Genomic DNA, 13903 nt, shown 5'->3' on the forward strand with positions numbered 1-13903 from the left:
GTGGGCGCCCATCCCAAAACCGAGCTGCAATCCCTGCGACGCGCACCGTGCCCGCCTCCGGAGGCCCGAGCCGCTCTGCGCGGGCCCAAGACCATTATAGGCCGGGTGGGGTTGAGGTGAACGGCGCCCGCCTACCGCCCTCCCCTGGGATCGCGGCGGGTGCCGGGGACGGAATGGAGGGCCTGTCCGCCGGGGGCCTCGTCACCGCGCCCGCGCGGCCCTTCTCCCCTTCCTCCTCACCACGTTGTCCACGAACTCCTCGATGAGCTCCTGGAGGGTCTCGATGGGGGTCATGCGCCTTATCCAGGAGTCGCCCTGCAGGACGAGGGTGGGGATCCCCGCCCGCTTCATGAGCTCGTTGCGGACCATGGAGGCGGCACTCCAGGTCTGCTTGCAGCTGTGGTGCCCGCAGTAGATGCAGCAGTCGGCGTTCAGTTCCCTGGCCGCCCAGGTGATGTCCTCCAGCCACTGTACGGACATGGAAGGGGCTCCCATCTGCCGGGTCATGGGCATGTTGCGGGCGATCTCCGCCAGACCCTCGAGCATGGTTTCCCGGGAGCTTGTGTCGATGACCTGGGGAAAGAGGAGGTCCAGCCCGTCCCCAAGGTGCGTGATGCCGTTCTCTTCCATCCAGTTGAAGAGCCCGGCCATGTCGAAATAGTAGCTGGTGTAGGTCCAGAGACTGCGGGCCACCTCCTCCGGCGCCGGGTACTCGCCCTTCTCCAGCCTCTCCTTGGAGGTCTCCACCATGGACCGCATGACCTTCACCGCCTCCTCCGTCCCCCACATGGTGTAACGTATCCCGTAGGTCATGAGGGAGAAGGCGTTGGGCACCGGGCAGGGGGCGAACTTGTGCAGGTCCCACAGCTCCCAGTAGAGCTCCGTGGCCCGGTTGGCGTTCTCGATGACCCGGCGCATGCGCTCCTCGTCCAGCTCCTCCCCCAGGAACTCCTCCAGCTCCCGGATGAGGGCATGGAAGTAACGGTAATACTGGCGTATGCCCCTTTCTGTGTTGTCCACCGTCTTCTCCAGGAAGAAGAGAGGGATGCCCAGGTGTCGGGCCAGGAACTCGTGGGTCTTGGAGTTGATGTCGCAGGAGGCGAAGCAGTCGGAGATCACTGCGTCCGGCGTGAAGTCGGATTCCGTGAGGCAGGAGCCCACCTCGATCATGTTCGCCGAGCAGGCGAAGTCGGGAAGCCCCAGCCCCATGGCGTAGTCCCAATATCTCTCCCCCTGCCCCTCCAGAGCGGCCACCCCCAGGGTGGAGAGGACCTCGCTGGTTATGGGCCAGGCGCCCTCGAAGCAGTGGACTATCTCCGGCGGGAAGTTGAAGGGGACCAGGAGTACCTTCCTCCCCTCCCGCTTGGCGCGGTGGGCGCCGTCCAGCCAGGTCTTCACCGCTTTCAGGAAATCCAGGCTCGCCCGCCGCACGCGCGGGACCAAGAAGGCGCGCATGGTCTTCTGGAGGTCGGAGGGGAGCAGCCGCGCCACCCCCTCCAACTCCTCGTCGCTCATCTCATAGGGCAGCAGGTCCACGATGGAGAATATCTCGTAGACCCGGTTGATGAGCCCCTCATAGGGCCTCAACTGTCTCACGGCCATGGCTCATTCCCCCTTCCGCACCATCCGGCGACGGCCGGAAAGGCCCACCGGAAAGAAAGCCTCACCGAGCTGCACCGGCCCTCTCCACCGCTCCGCTCCCGATCCTCTCCAGGAAAGCCTGTACCCTCGTGCGGATGCGCCCGGCATCCGCCGGAGAACCGTAATCCTTCTCCAGGACCAGGACCGGGATGCCGTTCCTCTCCAGGAAGGCCTGCACCCTCGTCCGGATGCGCCCGGCGTCCGCGGGCGAACCATAATCCTTCTCCAGGACCAGGACCGGGATGCCGTTCCTCTCCAGGTCCTGGCGGAGGGAAACGGATTCCACTCCGTGCAGGTCGCAGAACTTGTTGTAGGTGATGATGGCTCCGTCCACCCTGGCCTGCCTTGCGCGCTCCAGGACGAAGTCCCGGCGCCGCTCATACTCCGTGAACATGCGCGGGCAGAAGAGGTTCCCCAGGTATTTCTCGGCCAGGTAGAGCAGGGGTTCCTCCACGCTCTCCCCCTCCCGGCCCCAGAAGGAACGGGAACCGTAGCACAGAGCGTCGGTCACCACCAGCGCTCCCTGGTCCTCTATCTCCGCTACCAGGTCCACCTCGTCGGTGGCACTCCCCAGGAGGATCAGCCGGGCCCGCCCGCCGATCGCCGGCCTCCTCGACCTCTCCTCCACCAGGCGGTCCAGGAGGGAGAGGAAGTCGGCGGCGCGCATGGAGGACCCGGTGCAGATCACCTGCAGCGCCTCCGCCCCGCTCAGGCGCGGCTCCCCCCCTTCCCGCAGGGCATAAAGTTCCCTCAGCCCGGCCTGGACCTGGTTCATGGTGCCGATGGCCTCCCGGAGGGCATCGTCGGTTATCTCTACCCCGAAGTGCTCCTCCAGGGCCAGGCGGAGGAGGCTCAACTCCTCCGTGAAATATTCCAGCGAATCCCGGCGCACGAAGTGGGGCACCTTAAGGTAGTGGAAGAAGTCATACTTCCTGGCATACTGCCAGTTCTCGAACATCCCCCGCAGGTGGTCGCAGCCGTTGGTCTCGATGAGGCCGTCCAGGAAATCGTAGGTGCCGTCCAGACCAAGATGCAGGCAGGAGCGGCAAAAACGGCAGTTGAAACGCGCCAGATAGCTGTCTCCAAGCTCGGTCTCCGGGTGGCCGAAGGCTTTGATGCGGTAGGGAAGGACCCCCGCCGCCTCCAGGATCTCCACCGGGGTCGCCGTGCAGGCGTATCCCAGGACCTTCCCTCCACCCTCCTTCCACCGCCGCACGTAGTCGGTATGAACATCCGAGGGCTTCCGCTGCAGTTCCTCCATGGCCCTCACCCTCCCCTCCTCCGCTTACCCAACCATCGCAGGGTCAGAAGTCCCACCACGGCGCCGCCGGAGACCATTGCCGCCTTCCACACCCTCTTCCCCAGATCCGTCTCCCGCATCAGGGACCCGAACAGGGGGTAGAGTAATCCGGCCGCCGCCCGCCTCAGCTCCCCTCCGTCCACAGCCTTGAGGGTCCGGACAACTTTCTCCGCTACGGCACTCGGGTTCTCACCAAGGCGTCGGTTGAAGGCGGCCAGGGCGGCGTTGATCCTCTCGCCCAGGGCCTCCGGCTGCAGCGCGGCCTGGACCCCCGGATCGGAGAGCAGCGCGTCCCGGAACTTGAGGAACAACGCCTTCCCCGCCGCGGATGTCTGCTCCCTGTCCAGTGCGGCGAGGAACTCGCCGAGGGTCTCGCCCGCGAGGTCCGGGGCCACCCGGAAGGCCTTGTTGAGGATGGCCGCGTTGTAGTTCACCACCCTGGCCGCTTCCCGGGGCCGGAAAGCCTCCCGGTAATGGGCCACCATGCGCTCCATCCCTTCCGGGGGTAGCTCGGCGAAGTGGCGAAGGAACTCCGCCGTGCCGCGTAGAGCGGCGTTTACCGCGGCATAGAGGACGCCGGCCACCCGTGCCGTGGCCTCCGTGTCGGCGTAGAGGTACTCGGAGACCACCTCGCCCACCACTTTGCCGTCCTCGCCAAGGGCCACCAGGGCTTCGCGCAGCTTCTCGCCGTCCACTGCGTCCACCGTCCGCCGGCTCACGCGCCGCAGCACCTCCTTGAAACGCGGCTCGTCCCTCCCCAGCAACATGTTCCCCCGGTGCAGTGTGGCCACGAAATCGGAGAGGGCGTTCACCAGCCCCCCGACCTCCGCCTGGTCGATGTCCTCCAGGAGCTGGAAGACGGCGTTGGCCAGTATCTCCGCGGGGAGTTTCATGCCCTCCAGTGTGCGGGTGAGCACCCTGATCAGGTAGTTGACCAGAGGGGGGACCACTCCCAGCAGGTTGGAGAGGGCCACGGGATTGGCGAGAGGCGGCTCCCCCTGGAGTTCCCGACGACGCCTCTCGAAATGCTCCGTGAGGCCCACCCTGACCTTTCCGAAATCTGCCGTGTTCCCCACCTTCTTGAAGGCCGGTCCCACCGCCTTCAGCACCGACTCCGCGAGGGAGCCCAGCCCCCCCAGCAGGGCGTCGAGGGCCTCGCGGTCCTCGAGGAGCAGCTCGTTGAGCAGTGGCGCGTAGGCTCCGGGGATGGCTTTCACCTTCTCCAGATCCAGCTCCCTGCCCATACGGACCAGAAAGTCGCGGAGGATATCCCGGGTGAAGTTGTTGAGCTGCACCCCCAGCTCCACCAGAGCCTCCGCAAGCCAGTTGGCCACCTTGGGGGCACTGCCCAAAAGCCCCATGGAGAATCCCACGTCCTCCCAGAGGAAGGCCCTCACCGCCTCCCCTGCCGAGGCGGGGTCCATGTCCCGCAGGTGGATGTTCACCAGCTCCTTGAACCCGGGCGAGCGGATGAGCTCACGTATCATTCCTGCCAGGACGGACTCCGAGGAGCTGTCTTCTTCATTTATATTTACCTCTACTTTACCTTTAATATCTTCCATTACCCCTCACCCTCCTCCACCATCCAAGAAAGCGCCGCTCTCGCTGCCCCGTTTCCTTTTAGCTAGGTCGAGATTTTCTCCACTGTCCTCCACCCGAGAACTCCTAATACCCATTTATAATCAACTTATAGTAAAGGTTTATTGTTTTATCGACGCACCCACCGGGCCAATCATGCCCCTGCAAGATGCGGGAGCCGACTCATACCCCTTCCTCCTCCCTCCCTGGGGACCCCGCACCTACCGCGCTCGCCATTCGCCCGCGCAATCCCTCCAAGACGGGAGCGAGCTTTTCCAGGAGCAGCCTGGCCTCTTCCGCCGTCCTTTCCAGGGCCTCGAAGTCCACTTCCGCCGCCAGCCTGGAGAGGAAGGCCAGGAGCATCTCCGGGGGGAAGGCGTTGAGCTGCGCAACCATCTCCTCCACGGCGCGGACGGCAAAGTTGACCGCTCTGGGCAGGGCGCTGGCCGCCCCCATGAAGGTCTCCACGTCCTCCCACATCAGGGCCCTTACCAAGCCGGGGGCGTTCTCCTCATCGATGGCGTTGACCAGGATCTTCAAGCTTGACTTGAACTTGGGACTCTTTATAAGGCGCCGCAAAAGCCTTTCCCCCAGCCCCTCTGTAGCCCTTGAAGCCTCGGGGATGCCCCGCGCCGGAGCCGGCCTCGGCGAGACAGTCTCCTTCATCTTCCCTCACCTGCCTCCGCTCTCACAGGGTCCGGCAATCGAAGAACCAGCGTGCCACCTCCGCCTGGCAGAGCTGCTTTCCTCCCATCCAGAGCTGCACGATCTTCAGGTCCCGCCAGTGTTTCTCCACGTCCCAGTCCCGGTCCGCCCCGTAGAAGCTCATGATGTTCATGGCCCGGCCCACGTCCTCCACGGCCCGGTCACAGGCCCAGTATTTGTAGGCCCTCCCCTTGGCCACCATCTCCTCGCTCCAACGCGGCCCGTAGAGGTCCGGCCGGTCCACCATGCGCGCGTATTGGTAACCCACGATACGGATTATCTCGATGTCCCTGGCGATGTCCGCCAGGGCTCCGGCCACCGCGTCGTGTTCCTTCAGGGGCTTCCCCCTGTAGGTCTCCTCGCTCACGAACTGGTAGAGCCTCTCGTAGACGTTCATCATGGAGCCCCCCACGAAGGCGATGCTCCCCAGGTTCCCGAAGGTGATGACCTCCTTGAAGTAGAGGAGGTCAAGACCGGGGCCGTGCGCCCGGTAGTGCTTGGGGACCCGCACGTTCTCGAACCATATGTCCCCGTTCTTGTCCGCCGCCATTCCCGCTTTCTCGTATGGAGGGCCCTGCGTCACCCCGGGGGTGTCCGCAGGGACGAAGATGAAGGCGAAGTCGTTGGGGTCCTCGGACCCCGGATTAGTGGTGCACACCACCCCGAAGAGGTCGCAGACCCCGCCGGAGTTGGTGGGCCACAGCTTGTGGCCGTTTATCACCCATTCGTCCCCGTCCAGGACCGCCGTGGTCTGGATGGTGGAACCCTTGACGATCTCCATGTTCTCTATGTCCGCTCCGCCCTGGGGCTCGGTCATGGCGTTGGCCGCGAAACGCGGCTCGGTGGTGGAGCAGAAGATGGGGGCGAACTCCTCGCACAGCTGCCGGTTGACGTGGGGTTCCATGCAGATCATCACCAGGGGCCAGAAGACCACCCCGAAGGCCACGGCCATCCCCGAATCGGCGCGGGCCACCTCCTCGAAGAGGCGGTAGGAGGAAGTCCCGGCGTAATTGGAGCGGCCCAGGCCCCATCCCCCCAGGTCCTCGGGGAAGAGAACCCTCTGAAGTCCCAGCTCCCCCATGAGCCGCTTGAAGGCGGGCTCGATGAGCCGGTGCTCCTTCCAGTCCTCGTCGAAGCGCCGGCGGTGGGGGATGACCCAGGTCTCCGCCCATTCGCGGACGATCATCCCCAGGGGATCGTCAAGGGGAGAGAGGTATTCAAGCGGCCGGGTGAAATCGTCTATGGTCCTCATTTCCAGTTCCTCCCAATCTTCTCTTGACGGCCCGGTACCGGCTCTTCCGGGCTCCATGGACCCATACCCTCCGCCGGTCCGGCGCCCTTCCGCATCCGCTTCGCCACCGTGTCCGCCCCGTTTTCGAGAACGGCCTCACAGGCCTTTCGCGTGGTAGAAGAAGCGGGACACATCCATCTTCGCCAGCTCATAGGGCCCCAGGCAGAGCTGCATGGTCTTGACGTCCCGCCAGTAGCGCTCCAGGTTCCACTCCTTGGCGTATCCCGCCGAGGCCATCATCTCCATGGAGCGGTTGATGGCCCTCTCCGCAGCCTGGGAGACGTGGTGTGCCACCATCAGCGCGGTCACGTAGTTGTCCTCCGCGCCCGCCGGACCGTACACGCCGGGCTCGGAGAGCATGCGGGCCAGGTTCCAGGTGAGCATGCGGGAGAGCGCCGTGTCCTGGGCCACCTCGGCCATCACCGAGGCGGTGAGCGGGTTCTCCTTGAAGATGTTGCCTCTCCCTTTGATGACCCGGTTGTCGCCCCACTCGCGGAGTATCTCGTAAGAGGCGAAGAGCGCCCCTACATTGCTGGCAGATATTCCCATATAAAGCCAGGCCAGAAAGGCGCGGCAGGCTTCCGGCCCCCTAGCGGCGCACATCCCTTCCGAGACCTTCACCTTCTCCAGCGTCACTTCCGCATGGCGGTCGACGGCCAAACCGGTACGCTTGATAGCCTCCCCCCGCTTTAGGCCCTTTGTCCCTCCGGGTAGGACCAACAGCCCCACCCCGTCCTCCGAACCCTCAAGCGCGCACAGGACCCCGAAGAAGCTGGCGCTCGCCCCGCAGGCCAGGGGCCGGGCGGAAGCGGCCTCCACCGTCCAGCCTCCCTTGGCCGCCCGGGCCGTGGCCTGCGGCTCGTCGCGGTACAGGGGAAGCACCAGCGAGACCAGGGCCGGATCATCTTTGCTGGTAATTATTTCCTGAAGGGCGGAGCAGATCTCCTCCTTGACCTCTCCTTCCATGGCCACTGCGCTCTGCAGAGCGAGGAGGCAGGAGAGGAGGAAGGCGATGCCCACGTCCCCCCGCGCCACCTGTTCCAGGGCGGCGGTCGCGGTGACGGCGGCCGAGGGAAGGTTGTGCCCGTCCCCGCCGTATTCCTCCGGCCAGAAGAGCCGCTGCAGGCCTACCTCCAGGAAGAGCTTGCGTATGGCCGGCTCCAGCAGCCCCTGATAGTCCTCCTTGAGCTCCAGGCGCCTGGCCATGACCTCGTTCTCCGCCCACTCCCTAAGGTTTTCGGCCAGAGAGAGGTCCATCTCCGTCGCCCACTCGCAGAGGAAGGGGAAAGAGTAGCTGTTTCCCATGAGAACCTCCTATTCCCGAACCGTCCAGATAAACGATAGAGCTCAGTCCTTCTTCCTTGTCGAGCAGCCGGTGCGGGCGGAAAATCTACCCCTACATACAAACAGCGGTCATCCGTACAGCAATGATATGCCCGGCTCCCTCCCCGGGCAATAAGGGATAACCCCCTTCCCTCCCGGGGGTTCTCACCCAGACGGACCCCCGCTCCAATCACCCTCTTTCCGGCGGGCGAGATGACGGGTCCTTTTTCTCGGCCTCTTCTCGGAGGGTCGGCTGGACCGGCTCTCTAGCGTCCCCGAAAAAGGCGTATTGCCAGCCCTTCTCCATGCCCGCGGACGGGACCGACCCCGCATCTCTCCGATCCCGATATCCTCAGGCGAAAGGTGACGCTTCAGGAGGACCATGGCCGTAGAGAACCAGGGCGAATCAGGATTCGGGACCCGACCCCACAAGTGCGCGGATGATGGAGGGGGCCGAGGCGGCGCTCTCGCCGTAACCGTCCGCCCCCAGGTCGGCGGCCAGGGCAGGAGTGAGAGGTGCGCCTCCCACGATCACCAGGGGGCATGGCTCAGTCTCCCGGGCCAGCTCCACCGTCCGTCGCATGGCCGGAAGGGTTGTGGTCATCATGGTGGAAAGCGCCAGTATCGCCGCTCCTCTTTTATGCAGCTCCTCTACGAACCTCTCCGGAGGAACATCGACTCCCAGGTCCACCACCCGGAAGCCCTCGGCCTCGAGCATCACTTTTACCAGGTTCTTCCCTATTTCGTGCACGTCGCCCTTCACCACACCCAGGACGACCGTCGCACCCTCCCCCTCGGCGCTCTCGGAAGGTCGCAAGGCCGGGGCCACGGCGTGCATCCCCGCCTGCATGGCCTCCGAGGCCAGGAGGAGCTCCGGGAGGAAGTACTCGTGCCTCTCGTAGAGTTCTCCCGCCAGGCGCATCCCGCGGCAGAGTCCCCCTCTCAGGACTTCCCGGGGTTCCACTCCTCCCTCCAGGGATTTCCGGCACCTCGCCACGACCTCTTCTTCCAGGCCCTCCATGACCGCCCGCGCCAGGGCATCCAGCGATTCCTTCATCCCTGAGCCATCCACAGGCTATCCCTCCCTCAGGGGATATTTTCCATACTCCTCCGCGATACGCCGCGCGTACACGCCTTCCATATCCACCCACATCGCCCTGGACACCCCGGACTGGGAGGCGAAAAGGGTGTCCAGCATCACCGAGTCCACCCCTGCGTCGCACAAGGCCCGGGCGTAGTCCACCAGTACCTCGGTCACCACATCCAGGGCCGCCTTTACCTTCTCCGGGTATCTCAGGCAGTCCATGAACAGCCGCTGTGCGCCCCGCCTCATGACCAGCACCCCCAGGGGCCCGAAGACGAAACCGATCACCGGGTAGCGCAGGCGCGCTTTCCTGGAGAGCAGTTCCCCCATCCTGATGCACATCCCCATGCGCGGGGACCTGCGTGGGTCGAAGGGCTCCAGGCGTTCGTAATCCTCTACCGCTGATATGCGTGGACGGGTGTAGTCGGGGTGGGCGGTGCTGTCATCGGGGTACACCATCTCCTGCCCGAAATCGGCGGCCTCCACGGAGAGATCGATGGCCGCTTACAGGACGTCCCCGCCGATGATCTCGCTTGCGGCCAGGTAAGCCTCGGCCGCCGATTCGGGGTGGCGTGAGAACTTCTGGTAGGATATTCCAGTCAGCCGGCGAGCGGCCCCCAGGAGGAAATGGGTCACGGGAACCCGGTCGGGCTCCTTGAAGAAGACCGCGCAGAGCACCCTCTCCAGGGGAAGGAGCTCCCCCAGCTTTCCGTGCAGGCGGAACAGGCCCGCCGCGGCGCGGAGCATCCCCTCGCTCGGTCTTAACGGGTGTCCCCGGAACCGTGGGTACATGGACATGTCGCCTTCCTACCCCCTTCTCACGGCTCATTCACAGGCCGGAAGGGCCATGAGGATTGGTGTGGAACCGTCCCCTGGACGGCTCATACGCTCGCCTCCCCGCCCGGCGGGAGGCTGGTCGCCTCGAGAACGGCGCCAGGCACCTCACGCTTTTGACCACCTCCACAACACGGGTGAACCTCTTAAGCCCTGCCCCTTTATACGCTCCCTCTACGGAGTTGTCCTCTGGCCCTGCTTCCGCGGTCTGTAACATTCTTCCAGCATGGTCCTCTCTCGGCATCCCATCCACCGCCCGCCATCTTACGGCGTTCCTGCGCGGGGCTTGGCTCACGGGACTCTTTACGGTCCAGCGGCTCTCGTTCCGACCTCCCTCGCTTTCCGGCCCTTGATTTCAACTCGACCGCCCTCATCGTCTCGAGCGACTTTAACCCCTGGCGTGACGCTCGGCGGCGGCGCATCCCTTAGGCGCCCTCGTGGGCCGCTCCGACCGAAAATGCCCCTTCCATAAACCGCTTCCGAGTGGGAGCCGCTCACTTCTGCACGGGTCAGTCGCGGATGACCTTGTCCCCGTAGCCCATCTCCTCCAGGACCTTGGGAAAGAGGTCGAAGGCCGGCCGCACCACCGGTAAAAGCTTGAGCATGGCGGTTATCTTGCCCCCCTGCTTTATCTTCCCCTTGGTCACCGCGGCCACCGGGTTCTCCCTGCCGTGCCAGAAGCTGTGCGAGAAGTCGGCCTCCTGCTTGGACCACACGTCCTCCTTGAGGTCACAGGGCCCGAGGTAGAAGGTGCCGTAACGCCCCTCCTCCGCCGGAGGGTTCTTGAGGTCGATGGTTATCTCCGCGTCGGGGTCGGTGTAGATGAACTTGATGATGATGCCCGCTTTGGCCATCTTGGGTCCGATCTTCTCGTCGCGCAGCACTTTGTCCAGGAAGTACCCGTAGATCTCGTAGAGCTGCTCCGCGTCCCTGTAATATTTTCCCATGCGCAACCCCCCTTCTCTCACACCTGTCGTCCGCCGTCTCTTCCCGAATCCTCACCTGCCGGGCCGCTGGTCGAAGCGCCTCCCGAAGAGGAAACTGGCCAGGGTGATGCGCAGCATCTGCACCGTGCCGCCGGCCACCCTCCAGGCCTTGGCGTCCCGGGCCATCCTCTCCACCGGGAAGTCCCTGCTGTAGCCGTAACCCCCGAAGACCAGCATGGCCGCGTTGGTGACCTCCACCACCATCTCGTTGGCGAAGCACTTGGCCAGGGAGGCCTCGTACACGGAGGGCAACCCCTGGCCCGCCCCGCAGGCCGCCCGGTAGACCAGCAGGCGCGCCGCCTCCAGCTTCATGGCCATGTCCACGATCATGAACTGGACGTCCTGGAACTCGCAGATGGGGCGCCCGAAGGCCTTTCGCTCCATGGCGTAGGCCTTGGCCTCCTCCAGCGCGCCCCCCGCCACTCCCAGGCACATGGCGGCGTTCCCGCAGCGCTCGATGTCGAAGGTGAGCATGAGCTTGCTGAACTCCCCGGCCGGAAGGACCACGTTCTTCTTGGGCACCCGCACGTCTTCGAAGATGAGGTCGCAGGAGGGCATGCCCCGCAGGCCCATGAACTCCTCCTGTTTTCCGAAGGAGAAGCCGGGCATGCCCGCCTCAACGATTATCCCCCCGATGCCCTTGTATCCTGGGGTGTCCCCGAAACGCGTGTACACCAGGTAGTGGCTGGCCTCCCCGCCGCCGGTGACGAACACCTTCTGGCCGTTGAGGATGAGGTCGTCCCCGTCCTCCACCACAAAGGTCTTGAGCGAGGTGAGGTCCGACCCGGCCTCGGGCTCGGTCATGCACACCGACACGCTCAGCTCCCCCCGGCAGACCCCGGGGATGATGGCCCGCTTCTGCTCCTCCGTCCCGAAGAGGTCGATGACCCGTACCGCCCCCACGTTGGACTCGAAGACCGGGGCGGCGATCATGGGGCTGAACTTGGCCAGCTCCTCGATGGCCAGGATGGCGTTTATGGCCGGTGCCCCTCCTCCCCCGTACTCCGGGGAAAGCGTCATCCCCAGGAGGTCCATGTCCGCGAACTTCTTCATCAGGTGGTGGGGGAACTCGGCCTTGGCGTCTATCTCCATGGCCAGCTGCTTGAAGTTCTCCCGCTCCCCCATGGACCGGATGGTCTCGACCAGCAGCTTCTGCTCCTCGTTCAGGTTGAAGTCCATCTTCACTCCTTTCCTGCTCCGTATCGGGCTGCCTCAGAGCATATCGGTCATCTTGCCAAGGTCTTCCACTTCATCCAACCGCAGTATCAGCTCCGCCAATTCCTCCAGGCGCCGCCTGTCCCTCTCCCCGGCGAAACGGAAGAACTTTCCCTTCACGTCCTCCTCCCCCATGGGGTCGCGGGGGTCCCCCTTGGGGATGTCCACCTGGCGGACCAGGCGCGTGCCGTCCCGCAGGGAGAGCTCCACGCGGCTGGCCGTCTTCTCCGGGTACACCTTCTGCAGGTCCTCGTCCAGTTTCACCTCCACCCTGGACATGAGCTCCCGAAGGACGGGGTCGCCTCGCCTCTCCGCGGTCAGCTGCCGGGGACCGAGCTCGCGGTCCAGGAGAGCCGCGGCCACCACGTAGGGGATGGAGAACTGGGCGGAGACGAAGGTCTCGTTCTCCCCAAGCCCCTTGCCCACCGCCACCACGGCCATGCCGTAGGTGTAGACCTCCACCCTGTCCACCTCCGCGGGCCCCACCTCCCGCTCCTCGAGGAGCTCCAGGAGGGCCTGGACCGCCCCGTGGGTGTGGCGGCACGCGGAATAGGGCTTGAGATACATGTCCAGGATGGTGTAACGCTGCCCCAGCCCTTCGGTGATCCTCTCCAGGTTGGGCTCCCCCCGCACGGTTATCTGGGTGAAGCCGCCCTTGAGCTCCGAACCCTCCAGCACGTAGGGCGGCCCGGTGATGCCCGCCCGGGCCAGGTAGGCCGCGGAGACCCCGGCCAGGGCTCCCTGCCCTCCCTGCAGTATCTTCGCCGTGAAGCCCCCCATGAGGGCCTCGGCCATGGAGAGGGGCGCCAGGTAGCCGGCGATACCCAGGGCGTGCAGCGTCCCCTCCTCATCCAGGTCCAGCAGCCGGGCCGCGGCGGCCGCGGCCCCGAAGGTCCCGCAGGTCCCGGTGGGAAGGAACCCGGACAGGGTGTGCAGGGGATGCACCGCGCTGGCCACGCGGTTGGCCACCTCATAGCCGGCGACCATCGCTTCCAGGAATTCCCTTCCCGTCCTCCCCTCCGCCTCGGCCACGGACAGGGCGGCGGGCATGACCGCCGAGACCGGATGGTTGCCGCCGTAGCGCAGCCCGTCCTGGGCCTCGATGGACTCCGCCAGTGTGCCGTTGACCAGGGCGGCGAGAGGAGCCGCCGTGCGGTAACCGCAGGCCAGCGCCGCGGCCTCCGGGGCGGCGCGCAGGGAGCGGACGAACTCCGCCACCGCCCTGACCTCGGCGAGCTCCAGGGACCCATAGACGTTGGCTATGAAATCCAGTGCGCATATCCTGGCCCGCTTTCGCACCTCCTCCGGCAGGTCCTCCCACCTCAGGCTCCGGCAGAACCCGGCCAGCCTCCGCGTCTCCTCCAACCCTCTCACCCCCTCGCCTCTATTCCCCCGCGGGCAATTCACTCTGCTCGCCATCCCCTCCACTCTTCGGGGGGATCCGCAAAACCCGCTTTCACCACCGTCAGCTTCCCCACGCCTCCACGCCGGACATCTCCGGAGCCCGGCGAGAACGTTTTTCCCGTCCCTCCCAAGGCTTTTCTGGCCCCTTCTCCGCCCTCGGCCTTTCCGGCAGTGAAGGCCCCGGTTGCGCTTCGCGGGCCATCACACGTACCCCCGCTTGAGGTAGATGGTGATCATGCGCATGGGGTCGATTATCTCCCGGATGGCCCGGAGCTCCTCCGCCGTCGGCGGAGGCGTCTCGCGAACGTCGGGGGCCACCTTCAGATCCCAGGGCGTGTTCTCCAGTATCTCCTCCACAGTGTGCCCAGGGTGGTAGGACTCCAGGTAGGCCTCCTTGGTCTCCTTGTCGAATCGGAGCACCGCCTTGTTGGTGATGATCACCTCCGGCCCCTGGTCCTCCGGGAGCCCCCACTTGGCGCGGGCCCCCGGCCCGTCGATGTATCCCGGCGTGGTGATGAAGTCCACCCGCTCCGCCAGCCGCC

Annotated in this window: 13 protein-coding genes; all 13 read right to left on the minus strand. The window is 65.3% G+C overall.

All coding sequences use genetic code 11. The annotated features are described in order from the left end of the window. Positions 1 to 201: 201 nt before the first annotated feature. On the minus strand, positions 202 to 1602 hold the full coding sequence (locus H7007_RS09920) for a 2-hydroxyacyl-CoA dehydratase family protein (RefSeq protein ID WP_287155086.1): 1401 nt from the start codon (positions 1600 to 1602) through the stop codon (positions 202 to 204). 61 nt (positions 1603 to 1663) lie between these two features. Further along, entirely contained in the window at positions 1664 to 2902 is a 1239-nt protein-coding gene (locus H7007_RS09925) for a 2-hydroxyacyl-CoA dehydratase subunit D (protein ID WP_287155104.1), read from the minus strand. 5 nt (positions 2903 to 2907) lie between these two features. Then, a complete protein-coding gene (locus tag H7007_RS09930; protein ID WP_287155088.1) occupies positions 2908 to 4503 on the minus strand; it encodes a hypothetical protein in 1596 nt (531 codons plus the stop codon). A gap of 199 nt (positions 4504 to 4702) precedes the next feature. Continuing rightward, positions 4703 to 5185, minus strand: a complete 483-nt coding sequence (locus H7007_RS09935) for a hypothetical protein (RefSeq protein WP_287155089.1) — start codon at positions 5183 to 5185, stop codon at positions 4703 to 4705. Between the two features lie 22 nt (positions 5186 to 5207). Next, on the minus strand, positions 5208 to 6476 hold the full coding sequence (locus H7007_RS09940; protein ID WP_287155090.1) for an acyl-CoA dehydrogenase family protein: 1269 nt from the start codon (positions 6474 to 6476) through the stop codon (positions 5208 to 5210). Between the two features lie 135 nt (positions 6477 to 6611). Then, the gene (locus tag H7007_RS09945) at positions 6612 to 7820 is read right to left on the minus strand and encodes an acyl-CoA dehydrogenase family protein (RefSeq protein WP_287155091.1); all 1209 of its coding nucleotides are present in this window, start codon (positions 7818 to 7820) and stop codon (positions 6612 to 6614) included. Positions 7821 to 8244: 424 nt separating this feature from the next. Then, complete coding sequence (locus tag H7007_RS09950) at positions 8245 to 8895, minus strand: cobalamin B12-binding domain-containing protein (protein WP_287155092.1); 651 nt, start codon at positions 8893 to 8895, stop codon at positions 8245 to 8247. A gap of 18 nt (positions 8896 to 8913) precedes the next feature. After that, positions 8914 to 9408: a uroporphyrinogen decarboxylase family protein gene (locus H7007_RS09955; RefSeq protein WP_287155094.1), complete on the minus strand. Its 495-nt coding sequence runs from the start codon at positions 9406 to 9408 to the stop codon at positions 8914 to 8916. Positions 9409 to 9426: 18 nt separating this feature from the next. After that, the gene (locus H7007_RS09960) at positions 9427 to 9669 is read right to left on the minus strand and encodes a hypothetical protein (protein WP_287155095.1); all 243 of its coding nucleotides are present in this window, start codon (positions 9667 to 9669) and stop codon (positions 9427 to 9429) included. Between the two features lie 596 nt (positions 9670 to 10265). Beyond that, complete coding sequence (locus H7007_RS09965; protein WP_287155097.1) at positions 10266 to 10703, minus strand: hypothetical protein; 438 nt, start codon at positions 10701 to 10703, stop codon at positions 10266 to 10268. A gap of 51 nt (positions 10704 to 10754) precedes the next feature. Then, a complete protein-coding gene (locus tag H7007_RS09970; protein ID WP_287155099.1) occupies positions 10755 to 11921 on the minus strand; it encodes an acyl-CoA dehydrogenase family protein in 1167 nt (388 codons plus the stop codon). A 33-nt stretch (positions 11922 to 11954) separates the two neighbouring features. Continuing rightward, positions 11955 to 13376 carry an MmgE/PrpD family protein gene (locus H7007_RS09975; protein WP_287155101.1) on the minus strand — a complete coding sequence of 474 codons (1422 nt, stop codon included), beginning with the start codon at positions 13374 to 13376 and terminating at the stop codon, positions 11955 to 11957. Between the two features lie 186 nt (positions 13377 to 13562). Continuing rightward, positions 13563 to 13903: CoA-transferase (locus H7007_RS09980; protein ID WP_350340642.1), on the minus strand; the 341-nt coding region annotated here is incomplete at its 5' end.

Origin of the sequence: Candidatus Solincola tengchongensis (genome assembly GCF_015711935.1) — a bacterium.
GTDB classification, from domain to species: Bacteria; Actinomycetota; Geothermincolia; order Geothermincolales; family RBG-13-55-18; genus Solincola_A; species Solincola_A tengchongensis.